This window comes from Paenibacillus beijingensis, from assembly GCF_000961095.1.
Classification (GTDB): domain Bacteria; phylum Bacillota; class Bacilli; order Paenibacillales; family Paenibacillaceae; genus Paenibacillus_O; species Paenibacillus_O beijingensis.
This window is the reverse complement of record NZ_CP011058.1, coordinates 5,210,589-5,232,225: the sequence shown is the minus strand read 5'-3', so window position 1 is coordinate 5,232,225 and position 21,637 is coordinate 5,210,589. Positions and strand designations below refer to the sequence as shown.

The following is a 21,637-nucleotide window of genomic DNA, read 5'->3' as shown; positions in this document are numbered from 1 at the left end:
GTATAAAGTCGCTTTTATACAAAAAGAGTCTCGATTCAACATTCCCGATCATTGTAACACGAACTATACTAGGGAAGAAATTTAATCGAGCCAAGAAATGGATGGTGTCCATGAAGAAGCTGAATATCGGAGTCATTGGTTTAGGCGGAATCGCGAATTTCCATATTGCGGGCATATTGGCAAGCGGGGATGCGGTCCTCTGGTCCATCTGCGACTGCAACGAAGAAGCACTGAAAAAACGGGCGGAAGAATTTGATATTCCGGAAGCGCGCCAGTATCTCAATTACGAGGAATTGCTGCAGGATCCGGAGCTGGACGCGGTGATGATCGGCACGCCGAATGGGAGTCATTTTGCGATCGCCAATGAAGCGATCAAAAACGGCAAGCCGTTCGCACTTGAGAAACCGCTTACAATCGATGTCCGGGAAGCCGCTATTTTGAAGGAGCTGCTGGAAGCGGGTCGGATCCCGCACATGATCTGTTTTTCGTATCGCTACAAAACGGCTGCACGATATGCAAAATGGCTGATCGGGCAAGGAAAACTGGGCACAGTTCATCATGTCTACAGCCAGTACCTCCAGGGCTGGGCGATCAACGAGCAGCTTCCGCTGTTGTGGAGGTTTCGGAAAGAGCTCTCCGGCTCGGGAGCGCTGGGCGATCTCGGCTCGCACATTTTCGATCTGGAACGTTTTCTCGTTGGCGATATCAGCCGCGTAATCGCCGATGCGGGCACGATCGTCAAGGAACGCCGGCAATTAACCGGCAGCGGCAACGGTGAGGTTGATGTCGACGATTACTGCCATGTGTTGGCCCGGCTGGAGGGCGGTATTTCCTCTTCCATGACGATCACCCGGTTTGCCTACGGTCGCGGCAATTATCAGCGGGTAGAGATTTATGGCACAAAAGGCGCCCTTGTCTACAGCCTAGACGAGGAAGACACATTATATGTGAAGTTTGAAGAGGAGAATGACGAAGTTTTCCGCAAGGTCGATATTCCGGACGAATTCAAGGCCGATCAGATGCAGTCTTTCTTCAATCTGCTGAACGGCAGGGGAGACGGTCTCGACGCGACGATTGAAGACGGATACGTTAACCAGCTGACGATCGACGCCGTTATCGAATCGTTTACGGAGGAGAGATGGATGGAAGTCAAAAAGGAGGTATCGCAAATTGTCTAATATCCGCGTAACCGTATGGAACGAGTATCGGCATGAGAAACAAAACGAGCATGTGGCCAGCATCTATCCGCAAGGCATCCACCATGCGATCGCGGGTTATTTGATGAAGGACGATGCGGTGGAAGTCAGAACGGCCGTGTTGGATGAGCCGGAACACGGCTTGACCGATGAAGTGCTTGCAGGGACGGATGTCCTCATATGGTGGGGGCATCTGGCGCACGGCGAGGTGCGGGACGACATTGTGGAGAAAGTCCGTGGCAGGGTATTGGACGGGATGGGCTTAATCGTTCTTCACTCCGGCCACGGGTCCAAAATATTTGAACGTCTGCTCGGTACGCGGACGGGCTCGTTGAAGTGGCGGGACGATGGGGAAAAGGAGCGCCTGTGGGTCATCGAGCACGGGCATCCGATTGCCGAAGGCTTGGGCGAATACATCGAAATTCCGAAGGAAGAAATGTACGGCGAGCGATTTGAAATTCCGGCACCGGACGAATTGGTGTTCATTTCCTGGTTCGAGGGAGGCGAAGTGTTCCGCAGCGGCTGCTGCTACCGTAGAGGCAAAGGCAAGCTGTTCTACTTCCGGCCGGGGCACGAGACGTTCCCGATTTACCATCACCCGGATGTGCTGAAGGTCATTAACAACGCGGTACACTGGGCCTCGCCGACGGCAGGCGCGAAAGTTTCGTACGGCCGCACCGAACCGATCGAGAGGGTAGGAAAGTAAGCGGTCTTAACAATACCGGTGTCCTTCAACTTGTTGGAGAGACAGCGGTATTTTTTTCATTGACGCATTCATAGTGCGCTTACGTTTCTGGGCGAGCCGGAGAAATGGACGCTGCCGGTGGCGATCCGCATGCTGCCGTGGTAAAGTGCACTATATTTCGAAATTGGAAATAAATTCACTTTACGTAATTGTAAAAGCGGTTACAATTGGAAATAGACAGGCATTCGAAAGCAGGTGCACCATCCATGATCAGGATCAAAATGACCCATCGCATTGCGACAAAGATGGTTGCGGCACTGCTGGCTGTAATTATGATTCCGACCGTTTTCATCGGGGTCGCGTTCTATCACGCCTCATCCGCGATCGTGAAGAACAGTGTCCGGCAATCCTCGCTGCAGGTTGCGGAGCAGGCGGCCGATTCATTATCGAATATTCTTAACGTCGGCAGCGATACGTCGGATTTGGTTTACAGCCAAATAACGATCCAGAAGATGGTCATGCAGGAATTCCGCGGCATTTCGGACGATGCCAAAATGGAGAACAAAAACTATATCAGCAATTTTTTGAACAATATCATCTATTCGAGTTCATTTGTGAAAATCATCTATATTTTGGAGGAGCAGGGGACGAGCTGGGGCAGCGGGATTTTTAACCAAGCCAAAGTGGATCTCTACAATCTCCGCGATTTTTCCTGGATTCTGGAAGCGGAGCGCTTGGACGGACAGCTCGCCTGGACCGGGCTCCAGTACGACAAGTTCAGCGGTGCGGGGGATAATACGGATCTGGTCATCCCTGCCGCACGCGTGCTGAAGGACTTCAATACGATGAAGAACATCGGTTATGTCGTCATTAATATCGACGGAAAATCCGTATTGAACAAGATCAGCCAGATTCGCCTCGGAAAGACCGGCCGATTTTTCGTCGTCGACAAGCAGGGTAATATAATGATCGATCAAAATTTCGCGCAAATCGGCTTTCCCGTCGCAAGCGAGGCTCTTCAGAAGCGGCTGCAGTCGGAGTCGCTTGCCGAATTCGAATACGAACAGGACGGAACTCGTTATTACGGCGTTATGCAACCGCTTTCAAATGGTTGGCGTATCGTCGGTGTCGTGCCGCTTCACGAAATTACGGGACAGTTGGAATGGCTGCATAACTCCGTCTTTATTTGGAGCTGCGCCTTTGCTCTGATTGCCGTGGCGATCGGATTGTTTTTTGCCCGCCGCATCACCAACCCGATTCAGAAGCTGACGGAGCAAATGAAATTGGCGGGAGGAGGCGATCTGAACGTGCGGACGACGGTTGATTCGTCGGATGAGATCGGTCTGATGAGCAAACAGTTCAACCGGATGCTGTACAAGCTGGATCAGCTTATGGCCCAGGTCCGGGACGAGCAGCAAAAGAAACAGCGGGCGGAAATGCGCGCGGTGATGCACCGGATCAACCCTCATTTCATGTTTAATACGTTAAGCACGGTCAAATGGTTAATCAAATTCGGCGAGAATGACAAAGCGTATGAAGGAATATCGGCGTTTACCCGCTTATTGGAAGCGAACATGGGGAAAAAGGGACATATGGTCACGATCGAAGAGGAAGTCGATATCATCGTTAAGTTTTTGGCCATTTTGCAGCTGCGGTACAATTTGACGTTTAAGCTTGATGTGAGAATGGAGCCGGAGGCTTCCCGGTTCCTCATTCCCCGCATGCTGATGCAGCCTGTGGTGGAAAATTCAATCTTTCACGGCTTTGTTCCGGAAAACCGGAATGGAACGATTCAAATAGCGGTCCTTGATTTGGGGTATGCCGTCTCGATCCGAATCGCGGATAACGGAATGGGGATGGAAGTCGCCAAGCATGGCAAATTAGAGGGCCGCGCGCCGGAGTCGAACGAAGCCGGCATCGGACTGCGCCATGTTTATGAATGTCTACAGCTGTACTATCCGCCCGGCTCCAAAATGGATATCGAGAGTACCCCGGGGGAAGGAGCCGTTATTTCACTCTTATTGATGAAAGCCGCGCCGCAAGCTGCGCAACAACAGGGAGAGCAGGGGGGTAAAGTATGCTGAAGGTCGTTATTGTCGATGATGAGCCCATTATCCGGATGGGCATCAAGGCATCCATCCTATGGGAGCGGCTGTCTTTGGAGCTGGCAGGGGAATACTCCAATGGCGCCGAGGCGTTCAAATCGATGGAGCAGTCGGCTGCCGATATTCTGATCACCGATATTAAGATGCCGGTCATGGACGGACTGGAACTGACCAAACGAACGAGAGAGCTTAGTCCCGCTACCCAAGTTATCCTGATCAGCAGCTATAACGATTTTGAGTTTGTCCGTCAAGGCATCGTACTCGGGGCGACGGATTATATATTGAAGCCGACGATGGAACCTGAAGAGCTGAACGACGTTATCGGGCGCTGTGTCCGGAACATCCAGAGAGAAACCGACATTAAAGGGAAGCTGGACCGCTTCCGGAAGAATGAACACGAGCTGGACCGCAAACAGCTTGAGCAGGACATCAAACGGATCTTATCGCAAGAACAGAACGATGCGCAGCTTTCGCCGAAGCATGCCGACCGGTTTCGAGAAGGGTATGTGCTCGTGCGGGCGGTCATTGACAAAGCGGACGCGTTGCAGATGAAGTCTGGAAATCTGCATGTGAGCATGCTGCTGGACGAGCTGAAAGAACGGTTTTACGCCCTCCAGCCGGAGGGGGTTGCATTCGTTTCGGGCGAAGCGGAGCTGGTCATGCTTTTTACCGGGAGGGGAGGCGGTTCCGATCGGATTACGGCGGTAAAGGAAGAGCTGGAACGGGAGGGGGCGCTTGAGCTGACCTTCATCTGTACGGAGGAGCATGAACCTAAGCGCTGGTTATCCAGCTATGAACGGACTTCGCATATCTATTCCCGCAGGTTCTTCGACGGTTCCGGCGGATTGTACCGCATCTTGCCGGACGGCGAAGTCAGGCTTGAGAAACGAAGGTTTCCGCAGGCGATGCAGACAGGGGAGACGAGTCTGCCCTTCCAGGATCAGGTTCGGCAGTGGGCCAAATTGAAATATGATGCACAGCGGGTGAAAAATGAAGCGTGCGAACTGTTCTCCAGCCTGTTTGTCCGGAGGCTGGAGCCCGGAGTGCTGCTGGAATATTACAATCAGCTGGTAAAGGCCGAAACATTGGACGGGTTAGCCGAAACGCTGGAGTCCGGCATCCGGGAATGTGAAGATCAGCAGGCGTTCATGGAAAAGGTGAGCTCCAATCAGCTGGCGGTCAACAAAGCGATGGATTTTATCCGGGAGCGCTATACGCAGGAAATTACCCTTCAGATGGTGGCGGATCATGTGCACATCAGCAAAAACTATTTCAGCGTATTGTTCAAGAAGCAGACGAGCTATAACTTTATCGACTATATGATTCAGCTTCGGGTCGATCGTGCCAAGGAACTGCTTTTGGACAAAACAAACAAAATATACGAAATTGCCGAGCGGACCGGGTTTAACGACGTGAAATATTTCAGCAAACTGTTCAAGAAAATTACCGGATGCACGCCGGTCGAATATCGGGAGCGAAGTCTGCAGCAGATCTGAAGAAGGGAGAACGAAAGACGTGAACAAACGGATTATTGCCGGTTTGATATTTTTGCTGCTAACCGGCTGCGGGAGCTCCCGTTTTATCGAAGGCCCCTTGGAGAATCAAGCTGCATCTGTAATGAAAGAAGAAATCGTCGTTTGGCATACATACAGCGACGAGGAAACGCGAATTTTCGAAAATGCGGTCATTCCGGCCTTCGAGAAGCTCCATCCCGATATTAAAGTAACACCGGTTAGGCAGCCGTACAGCTCGGAGTTGAAATCGACCATTATTTCCAGAGCTTCATCCGGAAAACCCCCCGACGTCGTGCGCATGGACATTTCGTGGGTGCCTGAGCTGTCCAGTCTGAACGTTCTGTACCCGGTCAGCGACCTGCCGGATTTTGCCGAAGCCGTCAAGCCGCTGAAATCGGTAACGATGGAGACCAACCTGTATCAAGGCCGTTATTACGGTCTGCCGCTTGACGTGAACACGAAGATTGCGGTCTATAATCGGCTCCAGCTTGGGGCGATGGGACTTTCCGGGCCGCCTGAAACGTTCGCGCAGCTTGTGCAAACTGCTGAAAGCAATGAGAGCCAGCTTGGATTGGACGGCTTGTCGACCTGGTCGCTGCTGCCTTATTTCGTCGCGTTCGGAGGCAAGCTGCTTGATGACTCTTATACGCATGCAGAAGGTTATCTGAACAGTCAGGCCAGCGTTCAGGCGATGAACCGGATCCTATTGTTATCGTGGAAGGGCGTGTTTAACCGGAGTCTGATCCTGGGCAAAGGAGACCGCTGGACAAGTCTGCTGAAGGGTCAAATGCTCATGATTGATGAAGGACCCTGGTTCTATTCCATTCTGTCCAGCTCCAAAGACAACAAATACAACCTGCTGGACGATACGGTTGCTGCGCCCTTTCCGGGGAAATCCATCATCGGCGGCGAAAATTTGGTTATTCTCAAAAATACCCGGCATCTGCAGGCTTCGTGGACGTTTATGAAATGGATGACGGGAAGAGAGGCGCAGCAGATGATGTTCAAGGTCGGGCAAATCCCGACGAACATCGATGCCGCAACGCCGGTAGAGATGCAAAAAAATCCGTTTGTGATGGCGACGATGGAAGGAATAAAAAATCCTTATCTGCGGCCGCCGATTCCAAAGCTGAACGATGTCGAAACGATCTTTACGAAGTACATGCTGCTCATATTTACGAACAAGCTTCCGGTGAAAGAGGGCCTCGATCGGGCGGCGGCGGAAATCGAGTCTGCAATCCGGTGAATTTCCCGGAATATTGTCCACCTTCTCGTGAATCTATTGCACCGCCTTTTGCGAATTGGAATGGTAATATACAACAATGAAAGCGTTTCACCAAACCAAGACGCGGAGGGAATCAAATGTTGCGACGCACCAAGGCATGGTTATATTTATCCGCTGCACTGCTCGTTTTTGAAGCAGTCGTTCCGGGAATCAAGGGCAATGAAAGCTCCATCGCATATGCAAAGCAAGCTTCATCCATCCCATTGAAACCGATTACAAAATTCGCCGTGGGAAAAGCAAGGTATAATCCGGGAGAAAAAGTTACGTTTACGCTGCAGTTTGATCAAAGCAAAGATTGGAGCGGCAAATTGAACATCCGGATTTACCAGCTGGACACGCTCGTAGCCGAAGGCAGCAAACCGGTTACGGTGCTATCGTCCGGATCCGGCAGTCTCGAAGTTGGGTGGACGCCTCCATCGACCGATTATCGGGGCTACTTGGCCAAAGCATGGTTTGATGACGCTCCCGATGAAGCGATGACCGCTGCGGTCGACGTTTCCAGCGACTGGACGCACTTTCCCCGTTACGGCTACGTAACGGAATTTCCGAAGGAACCGCTGGGGCAGAGCGATGCCAAGCTTAAGCAGCTGTCGCAGGACTATTACTTGAACGGCTATCAGTTTTATGACTGGATGTGGCGGCACGACGTCTCCGTTTACTCCAAGACGGATGACAACGGCAATCCGCTCCGAGATGAGAACGGCGGCTTCATTTCGGCCCCGGTCGACGAGAACACGAGCATTACCGATTTGCTCGGCCGCTCGCTGTACCCGCTTACGATCAAGCAGGAGGTCGCGGCGGCGCAGAAATACGGCTCCGCGGCGATGGCGTACGAGATGAACTACGCCGCCCGGGAAAATTACGAGAAATTCGGCGTCAAACCGGAATGGGGTTTATATAACAAGGACGCCAAGGCGCCTTTCGATCCGCTCAAAGACCAGGTCGGGTTTTTCTTCGATGGCGTTAAGCCGAACCCGACGGCCTTGTACCTGCAGGATCCGGGAAATCCGGAATGGAGGGCTTACATTACGAAGGAGTTCAACCGCGCGGTCAACGAATATGGCTTCGACGGCATCCATTTGGACCAATGGGGAGCCTCCGATAACGATTACCTGCTCGATTATACAGGGAACAAACGTTACTATTCGCTTGATTTCAACAAAATCATCAATGATACGAAAGATGCTTTAACCGAAAATAACAGCAAAAAAAATGACGTCACCTTCAACATGGTCGGCGGCAACGCGGGGTACAGCACCGTGCCGGCCCCGGGCACAAAGACCGATTTTGATTACAGTGAAATTTGGCAGGACAAAGACCGTTACAAAGATTTGAAGCAGGTGATCAACGACACGCGTTCCAAAAACGGCCACAAGGCAATGGTCATTGCCGGTTATATGAACTACAAGCAGGCGACGGGCATTTCGGTGGACGCGGCTTCCGCCTTGGATGTCCCGCATACGGTCACGTTCCAGTCCCGGATCAATAAAGCGCCGGGTTGGGTCGGCGATTTCGGCAAGAAGGACGAAGATCAAATCGAATTTACCGTCGATGCTCCCGAAGCAGGCGACTATAACTTGAAGCTGTATTACGGGCATGGTAACGATGCCGGAAGCCCGGAAGGCTACCTGACGGTCAACGGCGTGCTGCAGGCCGATCATATCGCCTTCGACCAGAAGACCGACTGGGGAAATCCGGTTGCCGTGAAGGAATTTGCCGGCATACCGCTGAAGGCCGGCGAGAACAAAATTAAGCTGCAGCTCCATTCGAACGACTTGTGGCTGAACATCGCCAGGCTTGAGGCGGCCGGACACGGGCTGGACAAGATGTACCAGGCGGTTTTTGCAAACTTGATAAGCTGCAAAGTGGATCAGTACGGCAACGTCTATTATTTCGAGACGGACGGCGACTATGTAACTTTTCATGTCAATGTGCCGAGTGAAGGCGATTACCCGATTGCGGTCAGCTACAGCGTCGACAAGGAAGCGGTGAGCCGGAATCTGTACGTAAACGGAGATGCGAACAGCAAACAGGAGGTGGCGTTTCCATCCACCGGCGACTGGAAAGATTTCCGTGAAACGGCGCCGGTGACCGTTCACCTGCAAGCCGGCGACAACACCGTGACGCTGAAAGATGAAGGTTCTAACGATACCGGGGTTAAGCTGCAGTATTTGAGCCTGAACGGGGAGCGTTACATGGCGGAATTCGCCGATACCGGCTGGGCGCCGACGCAGCCGGCTCTGATCACGAAAGTGCCTGCCGTCGTAGCGGGCAAACAAGTGCAGAACTTGAAGAACGGTCCCGATACGATCGAATTTACAATCCCATCGGATGCTGCCGTTACGAAGTCGGTTTATTTTTCGTATGCGACGGCGAACAATGTGAACGGTACGCTGCAGATCAACGGCTCTACGCCGGCGCCCGTTTCTTTCGCGTCAAGCGGCGGGTGGTCGGGTGACGGTAAACTAAATGTGAAGCCCGTTTCTCTTCCGTTGATTAAAGGAGAAAATAAGGTCCGTCTCTCGCTGGAGAACGAGAACAATTACCTCAATCTGGAAAGCATCTACCTGAACCGTAAGCGGATTCTCGTCGACGATCCGTCCGTCGTCGTTACGGGCGGAGTGCAAATTGTCAATACGGGAGATAAAGCGAAAACGGACAATTTCGGTGCGGGCAGCGTAACCTTTACCGCGGAAAGCGACACGGATCAGGATGCGACGCTCCGTCTGTACTACCGCAGCGATATGGATTTGACCTGGAAATTAACCGTTGCGGGAACGGAATTAAGCTTAAGCACGTCCAAAAACGGCTGGTACGGCGACGATTGGTGGAAATCTGCCGATCTGCCGGTTCATTTGAACGCGGGCAGCAATACGATCAAAGCGGAAGTGACGAACGGTTATGCCAACCTTCACGGCATTGATCTCCTTTCGAACAAGTTCGATTCGAGAGCGGCCGCTGTGAACGGCATCGATAACAGCAAGCCGTTTACGGACGGCTTCGGCGGCATGTACGATACGGCCACGATTCCGGTCACGGGGGCGACAGGAGGGGATACGCCAGTTGTATTCCACTACAAATCAAACGCGGATCTGCATTATCAACTATTCGCTGGCGATAATCAGGCGCCCGTAGATGCGGACTTCCCGGGCACGGGCGGAGCGCAGGGCGAGCACACGCTTAACGTCACTCTGCCGCCGGGAGATAGCACGATCCGGCTGCAGCCGGAAGCGAACCTGACGGATTCGATCCAGCTGGACAAGATCGATGTTGGCGGTACAACGATAGAAGCGGAGGATCCCGCCGTGAAGCTGACAGGAGGAGCGGAAGTTGCGGCTGACGCCGCATCCGCCGGCTATATCGACAGCTTCAAGCAGCAGGGAGACTACGTTCAACTGCAGCTTGCCAATGTGACCGAATCCGGTGCTTATCCGTTAACCGTGACGTACAAAAACAGCGGAGGCGCTGCGGTGCGCAGCGTATACGTCAACGGCCGCAAAGCAGGATCGATCGAGCTTCCTTCCACCGGCGACAGCTGGAGTACGGCAACGGTGAATGTTTACTTGAAGTCTTCAGCGACGGACAACGAGATCATGGTGAAAAAGGAAGACGGCAAGACCGAAGAAGCGGGTATTCAGATCGATAAGCTCGTCGTCGGCGGCATGACGCTGGAAGCCGAAGACGGCGCCATCGGTTGGCAGCCTGTCGTGCCGCGCACGGGCAGCATTACGCCTGTCATCGGACAAACGGACGATTTCGGCAAAGCCGGTCAATCAGTTACCTTTACGATCGATGCGGCGGAAGACGTCGATCATTTCGATGTGCTGTACCGGACGGATAACAACCCGGTCGTCTCGGTATTGATTGATGGGGTAACAGCTGCGGCAAGCGTGCCGTTGTCGAAGACAAGTGGCGGCTGGGGCGGGGCGTTTGCGGCTAAGACCGTAAAGGCGAAGATCGCGGCCGGCAAGCATACCGTTACGCTGAAGATGGAATCGGACGGCCAATACGTTAATGTCAGCAGCATCGTTGTCGGCGGAGACGAATACGCGGTAGCGAACGCAGCGTTAACCGAAGCCGGCGGAACGCCGGTCAAGACAAAGATCGGATATGCGGATGACTTCAACGATGACGGCGACTTTGTTACGTTTAACGTGAAAGTGCCGGCGGAGGGCAGCTACAATCTCGTTTGGAAATATGTCAATGAAACGCGCGAAGTCTCCCGCGAAGTCGTTGTGAACGACGCAGCGCCGCAGACGGCCGCATTCCCGGTTCATGCATCCTGGTCTGACGTGACGATGAGCGGCGTTGAGCTGAAAGCCGGCCTCAACCAGGTGACGATTAAGGTCGCCGGCGCCGAAGACGACGGCATTAAGCTGGACGCGCTGAAGGTGGAGCAGGCGGCTTCGGCATTCTCGAAGATTTACGAGGCGGAGAAAGCGGATTTCCTGCCGCCAATGACCTTTTATAAAGACACGATTTTGAATTTCGGCCATATCGGCGATTCGGTATCGTTCGACATCGACGTACCGCAGGACGGAGAAGCGTCGCTGATCTATACGTATTCCAATCCGGGGTCGACGACAAGCCGGGCCGTGTTCATCGACGGAGTCAGACAGAACGATCTGAGCGGGCAGCCGGGAAGAATTTATTTTGACGGCACGGGCAGCACGGAGTCATACAGCGAGGACGGATATTTCATCGTGCCGTTCCTGGCGAAAGGGACGCATCGCGTGACGTTGAAGGCGGATGAGCTGAGCGAGAAGGGGAATATCCGCATTAAGCAGCTGACGCTCGGCTATTTCAACGAGCCGTCGCTCCGCTTGATGGATGCGGGTCTCGCGGCGCTGGGCGCGACGCACATCGAGCTCGGGACAGCGGAGAACATCGCGGACGGCCCGAACATGCTGGCCCATGAATACTATCCGAACCGCAGCAAGAAGCTGCTGAATTCGACCAAAGCGAACATGATGGATTACTTCAAGTTTAACGCCGCTTACGAGAATCTGCTTTTTGACAGCCGGGAAGATACGGCAGCGAAGCTTGAGGTTGCTCAGAACGGCAGCTTACTTCCACTCAGCCAGGACGGAGCGCGGAATACGCTTTGGTACACGGTCCGCAAAAACGATGACAACAAAGGCTTTGAACGTTACGATGTCATTCATCTGATCAATATGCTTAACAATGACGACAACTGGAGAAATGCGGCTGACGATCCGACGGAGCAGACGAATTTGAAGGTCACGTACCCGATCGGCATTTCTGAGAAGGATGCGAAAAAGCTGAAGGTGTTTGCGGCGACGCCGGATGCCGATCACGGCATGTTCAAAGAGCTGAATTATGCTTGGGACGGCACCAATCTGATCATCGATCTGCCATCGCTGCAGTATTGGTCCATGATTTTCATCGATAAGGATCCGCAAAAAGCAAAAGTTGACAAGCTGTTTGCCGAGCACGGCGAATCGGACAGCCACCCGGGCAATGGGAAGCAGAATCAAACTACGGGCGAATTATCCGGGGGAGCAGACCAGGACACATCCACCGATACGGGCGTTTTAAATGATCCCGGTTTGCGGCAAGCGACCGATGGCACGAATACGATTGACCGTCGGCAAATGGACGGCAACGCCTTCATTCAACAGCCGAAAAGCTTGAACGATTGAACTCCTCCCTCGCAAATTGGGCATGCGGTTCGTGCTCCATTTTGCGAGGGAGTGTTTTTTTTAAGAAGCCTTATAATTCGACTGGATTTGGTATTGGGCTGTTTTCTTCCGCAATGGCACTATGTTCTTCTCCGGCACCGATCCGTTTCTTGCGAATCAAATAGTAACCTATGCCGAAAACAAGCCAGATCCCGCCCATCATTAAAGCGTCGAGATCAAGCAGAGTGAGCAGCCAGCCGATAAAGGCCGCGCCGATCAGCGGGAAAATGAGATAGAGCACCGTTTGTCTAGGGGAACGTTTCTTTTCTTTAATAAATTTTTGAAAGATTACGGAAAGATTGACGAACGTAAAAGCGGTCAAAGCGCCAAAACTGACAAATTTAACAGCTGATTCCAGACTGATAACGATCGCAAGCATCGAGAAAATGGCGCCGATTGCGATATTGATGACCGGTGTTTTGTATTTGGGATGCAGGTAACCGAAAAAGCGTTTCGGCAATACGGAATCGCGCCCCATGACATACAGCAAACGGGAGACGCTCGTTAAGGACGTTAACCCCTGGGTGAAGGTGGCCAGGATGAGGACGGTAATAAAAACTGCGGAGAGGAAAGCGCCGCCTGCCATTTTCACAATTTCAAAGCCTGCGGTGTCCGCGTTCGAGAAAGTCACGTTCGGAAATACAAGCTGGGTCAAATAAGACGGGATGAAATAGACGATGAGCGCAATCGAAATCATCACGATGACGGCCTTTGGAATGGTCCGTTTGGCGTCGATCGCTTCCTCCGACATTGTTGTAATGGCGTCAAAGCCCAAGAAGCAAAAGCAGATCAGAGCCGAGCCCGCAAGAACAGCGGAAAAAGGCGCATCGGTCTGGAACGGCTGGAAAACATTCATGCCGCCGTTTAGGTTCCGAATAAGGAATGCGCTGAACAGCAGAATAAATAAGATTTGGATCCAAACAAAAATTTTGCTGATGTTTGCCGAAATTTTTATGCCCATGATGTTAATGACCGTAATCGCGACATTGAGCAGCGTAATCCAGATGTACACGGGTACCGATGGAAATTGGGCGTTTAAATATATCCCGAAGCTCAAGGAAGCGATTAGCGGCGAGAAGAAATAATCGAGCAGTACCGCCCATCCGACGACAAACCCGAGATTGGGATGCATGCTTTTGGCAACATAAGTATAGGCCGATCCTGAGGTTGGGAACGTTCTGGACATTATCCCGTAATTGCAGGCGGTAAAAAAGATCGCGACAAAAGCGAGCAAATAGGCTTGCGTGATCATGCCCCCGGACGTTTCGAACGAAATGCCGAAAACGGTAAAGTAGACCATTGGAGTCATCCAGGCCAATCCGATAAAGACGATATCGGACAACCGCAGCGATTTTGTCAGCTTAACATTTGACTTCATGGCAGCTCATCTCCCTTATGAACTCTTCTTTTTTTGTGAAGAAAAAAAGCCCGGGAGTTGTCACAATAAAAATGACGACTCCCGGGCTTTTATCCCTCCGTGTACACAGCGCACTGTGCGTTTTCTCTCGGACCTGTCCGGATTATCCGCGGAACCCTAGAAAACAATTTATAGATTCAGTTTTAAGCATTGCCGGTTAACAACATTGTCAAACAAGTGTAAGGGCCTTTACGTCAGCTAATATAACATCTCGATTTCAGATTGTAAAGCCTCAATTTTTTCGATGTTATGATAGCTAACAAATGTATTGACAGATCGAAATGCAAATGATTATACTACGTTCAAGAAAGCAATTCGCAGCAATTCGCCAGTTCACTTCACAACTTCATAAAGGTTCCTCCATTTATTTCAATACAGGTAGGAACGACAACTATCTAGGGTTCCGCTCGGCTTCCGTTCATATGGTTTCTGAGGACTGGTCCAAGAGATAGGCTACGGCAGATGGCGCGGTAACCGCAGCTGCTGTATGACACGGAAGGACAAAAGCCTGGGAGATCTAATCTCCCGGGCTTTTTTTGTACAACAAAATCAACGGGCCATGGAATCGATACGCCCGAACAGGAGGAATTGACAATGACTGCACTTTGGAGATCAACAATCGCCGGCGGCGGCAAATGGTCGGGAACGGTCGGACGGGGCAAAAGGATTACGTTCACCGCGCTGGAAGATGGGGCAAACCTGTCTCTGCTCATGTACCATGCCCACGATCCCAGCGAGCGCTACAATATGCCCGATACGCTTAAAGCCCAGCACACCTCGCATTTGACAACCGGAAACGTGCTAATGAGCGACAACGGTCGCGTTCTTGCCAGCATTGTACAGGACAGCACCGGCTGGAACGACCCTATCGGCGGATATACGACCAAAGAGCAGACCGACCGGAAATACGGGGTGACAACCTATCAGGAAAAAAGGAACGAACGGTACCGGAACGGCCGCGACAATTTCTCCGTGGAACTGGTGCGCAGCGGACTGAGTGTCCGCGATCTTATGCCGCCGCTTAACTTGTTTGCGAAGGTGTATTGCGACGAGAACGGCCGGATGCACCATGTTCCCGGCCACTGCAAAAAGGGCGATGCGGTTTCGCTGCGCACCGAGCTTGATCTTTTGTTGATCGTGTCGAATACGCCGAATCCGTTTGACAAGCGGACCGGCTATCCGTCCGTCCCGGTTCAAATCGAGGTTAGCGCTGCCGAGCCGGTTAGCCTAAGCGATGATGCATGCGTCAACCATTGCAGCGAGAATCGGCGCGCGTTTGAAAATACATGGGCTTATCACGCGTTGAGAGGATAACGAATCGAATCAGGCTTATGCTTACGAAGTGGTTTTGCCTCCGGCAAAACCTAGCCTATGCTTACGAAGTGGTTTTGCCTCCGGCAAAACCTTAAGGAGGATGAAAAAGAGATGACTGTATTTAACCGGGTGGAAAGTCACCGCAAAGCTGAGGATGCCGTTTACGACAAGACGATTTTGGCCGGAGACGGCTGGATACACGAGTTGAAGCCGGGACAGGTGCTGCGCATCGTTGATTTGGAAGGAAATCAGGCCGCAGATACGTTATTTTACGATGCGGACAATCCGGAAGATCATTACAGCGCCATCGCAACGATTGCCAGGCAGGAAAACATTTATTTGACAGCCGGAACGACACTTCTGACCGAATCCGGAAAAGAGCTGTTGACAATTGTCGCCGATACGTGCGGCCGTCACGATACGCTCGGCGGCGCCTGTTCGGCGCAGAGCAACACCGTGCGTTACGCGCACGACAAGCTGCACATGCATAACTGCCGCGATACGTTCATGCTTCAGCTGGCGCAGAGTGACGACGAACGATATTTGAAGCGCGATCTGGCGCCGAACATTAACTTTTTCATGAATGTGCCGGTTACGCCGGAAGGCGGATTGACGTTCGAAGACGGCGTTTCCTCGCCGGGCGCTTATGTCGAGATGACCGCGCATATCCGCACGATCGTACTGATCAGTAACTGTCCGCAGTTGAATAATCCATGCAACGCCTATAATCCGACGCCTGTCCGCGTTCTTATCTGGAATGAATAGAGGCAAAACCTAAGTTCATGCTTACGAAGTGGTTTTGCCTTTGGCAAAACCTGAAGGAGGACAAAAATGTTCAAAAAAGTTCTTATCGCCAACCGCGGCGCGATCGCCGTTCGGATCGAGCGGACTTTGCGCAGGATGGGAATTGCGTCCGCTGCCGTGTATACGAGCGCCGATCAGGACAGCCTGCATGTTGACGGAGCGGACGAAGCCGTGCTGATTGGAGCCGGACCCGCCAAGGAAAGCTACCTCGATGCCGAGCGCATCCTGCAGCTGGCCGTCGAGATCGGCGCTGAAGCCGTTCATCCGGGCTACGGCTTCCTCAGCGAAAATGCCGGCTTCGCCCGCGCCTGCCGGGAACGAGGCATCGCGTTTATCGGGCCGACTCCGGAGCAGATGGAAGTGTTCGGCCTGAAGCATTCCGCCCGCGAAGTGGCGGGCAAAGCCTGCGTTCCGCTCCTTCCCGGTACGGAGCTGATAACCGAGCTGAGCGACGCAGTGGAGCAGGCAGGCGCAATCGGTTATCCCGTCATTCTGAAAAGCACGGCCGGCGGCGGCGGTATCGGCATGCGGATCTGTGAAGACGAGCAAACGCTGATCGGTGCCTTCGAATCCGTTACTCATTTGGCCGAGACGAACTTTAACAACGGCGGCGTCTTCCTTGAAAAATATATCGCGCGCGCACGGCACGTTGAGGTTCAAATTTTCGGCAACGGGTTCGGCGAAGTCGTCGCGCTCGGCGAGCGGGACTGCTCCATTCAGCGCCGCAACCAGAAGGTCATCGAGGAGAGCCCGGCGCCAAATCTGCCGCAGGATGTGCGCGAAGCGATGCATTCGGCCGCGCGCAGCCTGGCTGCGGAAGTCGGTTACCGCAGTGCGGGAACGGTCGAGTTTCTCTATGATCCGGAAACGTGCGGCTTTTATTTTTTGGAGGTCAATACAAGGCTGCAGGTGGAGCACGGCGTAACTGAAGAGGTGCTCGGCATCGATTTGGTGGAATGGATGGTGCGCGAAGCTGCAGATGAGCTGACCGATTTGAAATCGCTGTTCGCCAAGCCGCAGGGCCACAGCATTCAGGCCCGGATATACGCCGAGGATTGTCTGCACGATTTCAGGCCGAGCGCCGGACGCATCGACCGCGGAGTGTTCCCCGAAGAAGCGCGTGTCGAGACCTGGATTCGGGACGGCATTACGGTTACGACCTTGTACGATCCGATGCTGGCGAAGATTATCGTTCACGGCAAAGACCGGATGGAAGCGATCGACAAGCTGGCCGATGCGCTTGCGGGCACGCGAATTTATGGGATTACAAGCAACATTCAATATTTGCAGGCGCTTCTCGGTGAACGAAGCGTGCGGGAAGGGCATGTGTTTACCCGGCTTCTCGGAGGTTTTTCGCCCCTGGAGCATGCGCTCGAGGTGCTTGACGGGGGAATTCAGAGCACGATTCAGGATTTTCCCGGCCGCGTCGGTCACTGGGATGTCGGGGTGCCGCCGTGCGGACCGATGGACCCGCTTTCCTTTCGGATCGGCAACATACTGCTGGGCAATCGCGAAGATGCGCCAGGTATTGAAATGACGCTTCGCGGCGGCTCATACCGGTTCCGCAGCGGGATGAAATTTTGTTTGACGGGAGCGGATATGGGAGCGGAGCTGGAAGGCAGCCCTGTTCCGATGTACCGTGTAATTTCGGCAAACCGGGGAGATATGCTTACGTTCGGTGAAGCGAAAGAAGGGATGCGCGGCTATTTGCTGGTGGAAAGCGGTTTTGACGTTCCGGCTGTGCTGGGCAGCGCCTCAACCTTCACGCTTGGCGAATTCGGGGGCCACGGCGGACGCGCGCTGCGCCCGGGAGATGTCATTCGTGTCCGTGAGGCGGCGGCTCCCGGCGAAAAACCGGCGTTTGTTACGGAATCCGGTTTCCCGCAAGACGATTCCGCCCGTTTCAGTGTAAGTGAACCGTTCGCAGTAACCGCCGAGGATGGACAGCAGACCGACTCCGGTTCCGAGCTTCAGGCTTCAAGCCGTCCGCGCATGACGAAGGAATGGACGATCGGCGTTATTCCCGGACCGCACTCTACGGTTGAATTTTTAAAGCCGGAATATTTGAAGCAGCTGGAGGGCACGCGGTGGGAGGTTCATTTCAACAGCTCCCGCACGGGAATCAGGCTCATTGGTCCGGCGCCTCTCTGGAGCCGGGAAGACGGCGGAGAAGCGGGATTGCATCCGTCGAACATTCACGATAACGCGTATGCCATAGGCGCGCTCGATCTGACCGGCGATATGCCGATTCTGCTCGGACCGGACGGCCCCAGCTTGGGAGGGTTCGTGTGTCCGGTTACAACCGCAACCGCCGAGTTTTGGAAAATCGGGCAGCTGCGCCCGGGCGATTCCGTTCGTTTTAGACTTATCACATTGGAGGAAGCGCGCGAGCTGCTGCAGCAGCAGGAACGGAGCTTGACCGAGCTTGGCGAGGGCAAGCGCAGCGGACTTTTTGCGGAGGCGCTGCCGGAAGCGAAGCTGCTGCCGCCTTCGTATCCGGTGCTTGCGGAGGGAGAAGAAGGAGAGCGGTTCCGCATCACGGTCCGCTGCAGCGGAGATCGCAATTTGCTCGTGGAATACGGCGAAATGGAGCTCGATCTGGTGCTGCGGTTCCGCGTCCATGCGCTGATGGAAGCAATCGTGTCTTCCGGTGCTATCCCCGTCCGCGATTTGACGCCGGGCATCCGCTCGCTGCAAATTCATCTGGATCCGGCTTTGATGACGGTAGAGGAAGCGTGCCGAAAGGTGCTGGAGATCGACTGGGAGCTTCCGTCCCCGGAGTCCATTCAAGTTCCATCCCGCATCGTGCGGCTGCCGCTTTCCTGGGACGACCCGGCGACGCAGCTGGCCATTCAGCGCTATCAGCAGGGGGTTCGTCCCGATGCGCCATGGTGTCCAAGCAATCTGGAGTTCATCCGCCGCGTGAACGGACTGGACAGTCTGGCGGACGTGAAGCGCATCGTATTTGACGCCAGCTATCTGGTGCTCGGTCTTGGCGATGTCTACTTGGGCGCGCCGGTGGCGACGCCGCTTGATCCGCGTCATCGGCTGGTGACGACCAAATATAATCCTGCCCGGACGTGGACGCCGGAAAATGCGGTCGGCATCGGCGGCGCATATATGTGCGTCTACGGTATGGAAGGCCCCGGCGGGTATCAATTTGTCGGCCGTACGATTCAAATGTGGAACCGGCTTCGGTCGACAGAGAGCTTCAAGCCCGGCAAGCCTTGGCTGCTTCGGTTTTTTGACCAAATACAATTCTTTCCGGTGGAAGCCGACGATCTGCTGCAGCTGCGCGAGGATTTCCTGCGCGGGCGCTATGAAGCGGACATTACGGAAACGACGTTTAATTTGGGCGACTACTTGGTTTTTCTCGAACAAAACCGGCAGACGATCGAAGATTTCCGCCGTGTGCAGCGGGATGCGTTCCGCGAGGAACGGGAGAGCTGGAAGCGATTGGGGCTTGCCGAATATGTGTCGGACCCCGATCCTGTTCGCGGAGCCGACGATTACGAGCTGCCCGAAGGGGCGGTAGCCGTACGCTGCTCGATGCCGGGAAGCGTATGGAAAGTGCTCGTCGAGCCGGGCCAGCGCGTCAAAAAAGGAGATACGCTCATAATTCAGGAAAGTATGAAAATGGAGTTCAACCAGCTGGCGCCTTGCGACGGGACAGTCGGAACGATACATGTGAAGCCGGGCGACGAGGTGCATGCCGGCAAGCTGCTGGCTGATATAATAAAAGAAGAGCGGGAGGCGGTCATCGGATGAACAGCACATTTCCAAAGGAGCTTACGATAAACGGTTTAAGAGCGTCTTATTTGAGCGGGGAATTTACTCCCCGCGAGATCGCATATGAGATCGTTCGCCGCGCAGCGTCGGACGAGTCGTATAACATCTGGATCACCCCGCCGTCTCTCGAGCTGCTGGAGCCTTATTTACAGCGGCTGGAGGCAATCCCGCCCGAAGAGCTTCCGTTGTGGGGCATTCCGTTTGCGGTCAAGGACAATATTGATTTGGCGGGCATCCCGACGACTGCGGGCTGTGCGGATTTTGCTTATACTCCCGAAAGCAGCGCGTTTGTCGTGGCGCGGCTGATCGGCGCAGGAGCGATTCCGGTAGGCAAAACCAATCTCGACCAGTTCGCCACCGGACTTGTCGGCACCCGCAGTCCATACGGCGAGACGCACAATGCGCTGCGTCCGGAGCTGATCAGCGGCGGCTCCAGCTCCGGATCTGCCGTTGCGGTTGCGCGCGGACAGGCCGCTTTTTCGCTTGGAACCGACACGGCCGGCTCCGGACGCGTTCCGGCAGCGCTCAACGGACTGGTGGGCTACAAGCCGGCAGTCGGGGCGTGGTCTTCGAGCGGTGTTGTTCCGGCTTGCAAAAGCTTGGACTGTGTGACCGTTTTCGCGCACTGCCTGGAGGATGCGGAAGCGGTCGACCGCTGCGCACGGGGAGTTAATCCAGAAGATCCGGCATCGCAGCATCGTCCGGTCGGACAAAAGGGACTGCCGTCGCGAATATTGCTTCCGCAGCGTGAACCGGAATTTTACGGTCCCTATGCGGACAAATACCGCAGCGCCTGGAGGAAAGCGGTTGAAGGCGTGGAGTCGTCAAATATTCCGATTGCGTATGCAGACGACGAGCTGTTTGCCGAAGCGGCGGCCGTTCTCTATGAAGGGCCTTGGATCGCCGAGCGCTGGGCCTCCTTGGGCGGCTTCACCCAAGCCCATCCGGGTTCGGCGCTGCCGGTGACCGAAGCCATTCTTCGTTCGGGCGGCGACGGGAAGCTGACTGCAGCCTCGCTGTTCAGGTCCATCCATCGTCTTAGCGAGCTTAAGCTTGAAGCGGCGAAGCTGCTTCAGGATGCGGTGCTCCTGATGCCGACCTGCGGCGGAACGTGGACCCGCGAGCAGGTCCGTCTGAATCCGGTGGGAGCCAACTCGGATATGGGCCGCTACACCAATCATTGCAATCTGCTCGATTTGAGCGCGGTCGCGCTGCCGGCTGGCGTTGCCGGAGACGATCTCCCTTTTGGCATCACGTTGTTCTCGCTGCCGCAGCAGGAGCACTTGCTGCGCGGTGCGGCGGCTGTATTCATGAGAATTACCGGTCAAAGCGAAGCAGATCATTCAGAAGAACATTCAACAGTTCATTCCTTACAAAGCGAGGCGCAAGCCGAAACAGCGGCTTCGCCGGAGACGACGCTTGTCGCCGTATGCGGGCTGCACATGCGGGGCTTTCCGCTGGAGAAGCAAATGATTGCCTGCGGCGCGAAATTTATCCGCGAGGATATAACGGCGGCAAAATACCGCCTGATCAAGCTTGCGACTACTCCGGCCAAGCCCGGCCTGCTCAAGCAAACTGCCGGCGGCCGTTCCATTTCGCTCGAAGTGTGGGAAATGCCGCTTGCCGCATTTGGCGGCTTTGCGGCTTCGATTCCCGGACCGCTCGGCATCGGCAAGGTTGAGCTGGCGGACGGCACGGAGGTGCCCGGATTTATATGTGAAGGCTACGGCGAAGCCGGTTCGGCCGATATTACCTCCTTTGGAGGCTGGCGAAATGCCGTTTGCTAAACAACCTGGATTGATATTTCCGACTTGAAAAGCATCAAG

General features: G+C 54.1%; 11 protein-coding genes and 2 riboswitches. Of the genes, 10 read left to right on the top strand and 1 reads right to left on the bottom strand.

The features are described from left to right. The first annotated feature begins 110 nt into the window (after positions 1 to 110). From VN24_RS23570 to VN24_RS26605, 6 genes are all read left to right on the top strand, one after another. Positions 111 to 1,178: a Gfo/Idh/MocA family protein gene (locus tag VN24_RS23570; RefSeq protein ID WP_082084101.1), complete on the top strand. Its 1,068-nt coding sequence runs from the start codon at positions 111 to 113 to the stop codon at positions 1,176 to 1,178. Then, complete coding sequence (locus tag VN24_RS23565) at positions 1,171 to 1,902, top strand: ThuA domain-containing protein (RefSeq protein ID WP_045672414.1); 732 nt, start codon at positions 1,171 to 1,173, stop codon at positions 1,900 to 1,902. Before VN24_RS23570 ends, VN24_RS23565 begins: the two co-directional genes overlap by 8 nt. 245 nt (positions 1,903 to 2,147) lie before the next feature. Then, a complete protein-coding gene (locus tag VN24_RS23560; protein WP_045672413.1) occupies positions 2,148 to 3,965 on the top strand; it encodes a cache domain-containing sensor histidine kinase in 1,818 nt (605 codons plus the stop codon). Next, positions 3,959 to 5,482 carry a response regulator transcription factor gene (locus VN24_RS23555; RefSeq protein WP_045672412.1) on the top strand — a complete coding sequence of 508 codons (1,524 nt, stop codon included), beginning with the start codon at positions 3,959 to 3,961 and terminating at the stop codon, positions 5,480 to 5,482. The genes VN24_RS23560 and VN24_RS23555 overlap by 7 nt, the downstream gene beginning before the upstream one ends. A 19-nt stretch (positions 5,483 to 5,501) precedes the next feature. Next, on the top strand, positions 5,502 to 6,746 hold the full coding sequence (locus VN24_RS23550; RefSeq protein WP_045672411.1) for an extracellular solute-binding protein: 1,245 nt from the start codon (positions 5,502 to 5,504) through the stop codon (positions 6,744 to 6,746). Positions 6,747 to 6,862: 116 nt separating this feature from the next. Beyond that, entirely contained in the window at positions 6,863 to 12,448 is a 5,586-nt protein-coding gene (locus VN24_RS26605; protein ID WP_052703114.1) for a glycoside hydrolase family 66 protein, read from the top strand. A gap of 70 nt (positions 12,449 to 12,518) precedes the next feature. Here the strand turns inward: VN24_RS26605 and VN24_RS23535 are convergent, their stop codons facing one another. Further along, positions 12,519 to 13,865, bottom strand: a complete 1,347-nt coding sequence (locus VN24_RS23535) for an APC family permease (RefSeq protein ID WP_045672410.1) — start codon at positions 13,863 to 13,865, stop codon at positions 12,519 to 12,521. Positions 13,866 to 13,941: 76 nt separating this feature from the next. Beyond that, positions 13,942 to 14,036, bottom strand: a riboswitch (guanidine-I (ykkC/yxkD leader). Between the two features lie 252 nt (positions 14,037 to 14,288). Beyond that, positions 14,289 to 14,421, top strand: a riboswitch (guanidine-I (ykkC/yxkD leader). Between the two features lie 77 nt (positions 14,422 to 14,498). Here VN24_RS23535 and VN24_RS23530 point away from each other — a divergent pair. The 4 genes from VN24_RS23530 to atzF all read left to right on the top strand — a co-directional run bounded on the left by VN24_RS23530 (position 14,499) and on the right by atzF (position 21,598). Next, positions 14,499 to 15,218 carry an urea amidolyase associated protein UAAP1 gene (locus VN24_RS23530; RefSeq protein WP_045672409.1) on the top strand — a complete coding sequence of 240 codons (720 nt, stop codon included), beginning with the start codon at positions 14,499 to 14,501 and terminating at the stop codon, positions 15,216 to 15,218. A gap of 111 nt (positions 15,219 to 15,329) precedes the next feature. Then, on the top strand, positions 15,330 to 15,983 hold the full coding sequence (locus VN24_RS23525; protein ID WP_045672408.1) for an urea amidolyase associated protein UAAP2: 654 nt from the start codon (positions 15,330 to 15,332) through the stop codon (positions 15,981 to 15,983). A 66-nt stretch (positions 15,984 to 16,049) separates the two neighbouring features. Further along, entirely contained in the window at positions 16,050 to 19,790 is a 3,741-nt protein-coding gene (gene uca / locus VN24_RS23520; protein ID WP_045672407.1) for an urea carboxylase, read from the top strand. After that, positions 19,787 to 21,598, top strand: coding sequence for an allophanate hydrolase (gene atzF / locus VN24_RS23515; RefSeq protein ID WP_045672406.1), 1,812 nt, complete (start codon positions 19,787 to 19,789; stop codon positions 21,596 to 21,598). Before uca ends, atzF begins: the two co-directional genes overlap by 4 nt. The last annotated feature ends 39 nt before the right edge of the window (positions 21,599 to 21,637 follow it).

What these genes read in the sequence shown, in the direction of transcription:
- VN24_RS23555 (WP_045672412.1), top strand. Translation starts at nt 3,959, where the DNA reads ATGCTGAAGGTCGTTATTGTCGATGATGAGCCCATTATCCGGATGGGC.
- VN24_RS23525 (WP_045672408.1), top strand. Translation starts at nt 15,330, where the DNA reads ATGACTGTATTTAACCGGGTGGAAAGTCACCGCAAAGCTGAGGATGCC.
- VN24_RS23535 (WP_045672410.1), bottom strand. Translation starts at nt 13,865, where the DNA reads ATGAAGTCAAATGTTAAGCTGACAAAATCGCTGCGGTTGTCCGATATC.
- VN24_RS23530 (WP_045672409.1), top strand. Translation starts at nt 14,499, where the DNA reads ATGACTGCACTTTGGAGATCAACAATCGCCGGCGGCGGCAAATGGTCG.
- uca (WP_045672407.1), top strand. Translation starts at nt 16,050, where the DNA reads ATGTTCAAAAAAGTTCTTATCGCCAACCGCGGCGCGATCGCCGTTCGG.
- VN24_RS26605 (WP_052703114.1), top strand. Translation starts at nt 6,863, where the DNA reads ATGTTGCGACGCACCAAGGCATGGTTATATTTATCCGCTGCACTGCTC.
- VN24_RS23560 (WP_045672413.1), top strand. Translation starts at nt 2,148, where the DNA reads ATGATCAGGATCAAAATGACCCATCGCATTGCGACAAAGATGGTTGCG.
- atzF (WP_045672406.1), top strand. Translation starts at nt 19,787, where the DNA reads ATGAACAGCACATTTCCAAAGGAGCTTACGATAAACGGTTTAAGAGCG.
- VN24_RS23570 (WP_082084101.1), top strand. Translation starts at nt 111, where the DNA reads ATGAAGAAGCTGAATATCGGAGTCATTGGTTTAGGCGGAATCGCGAAT.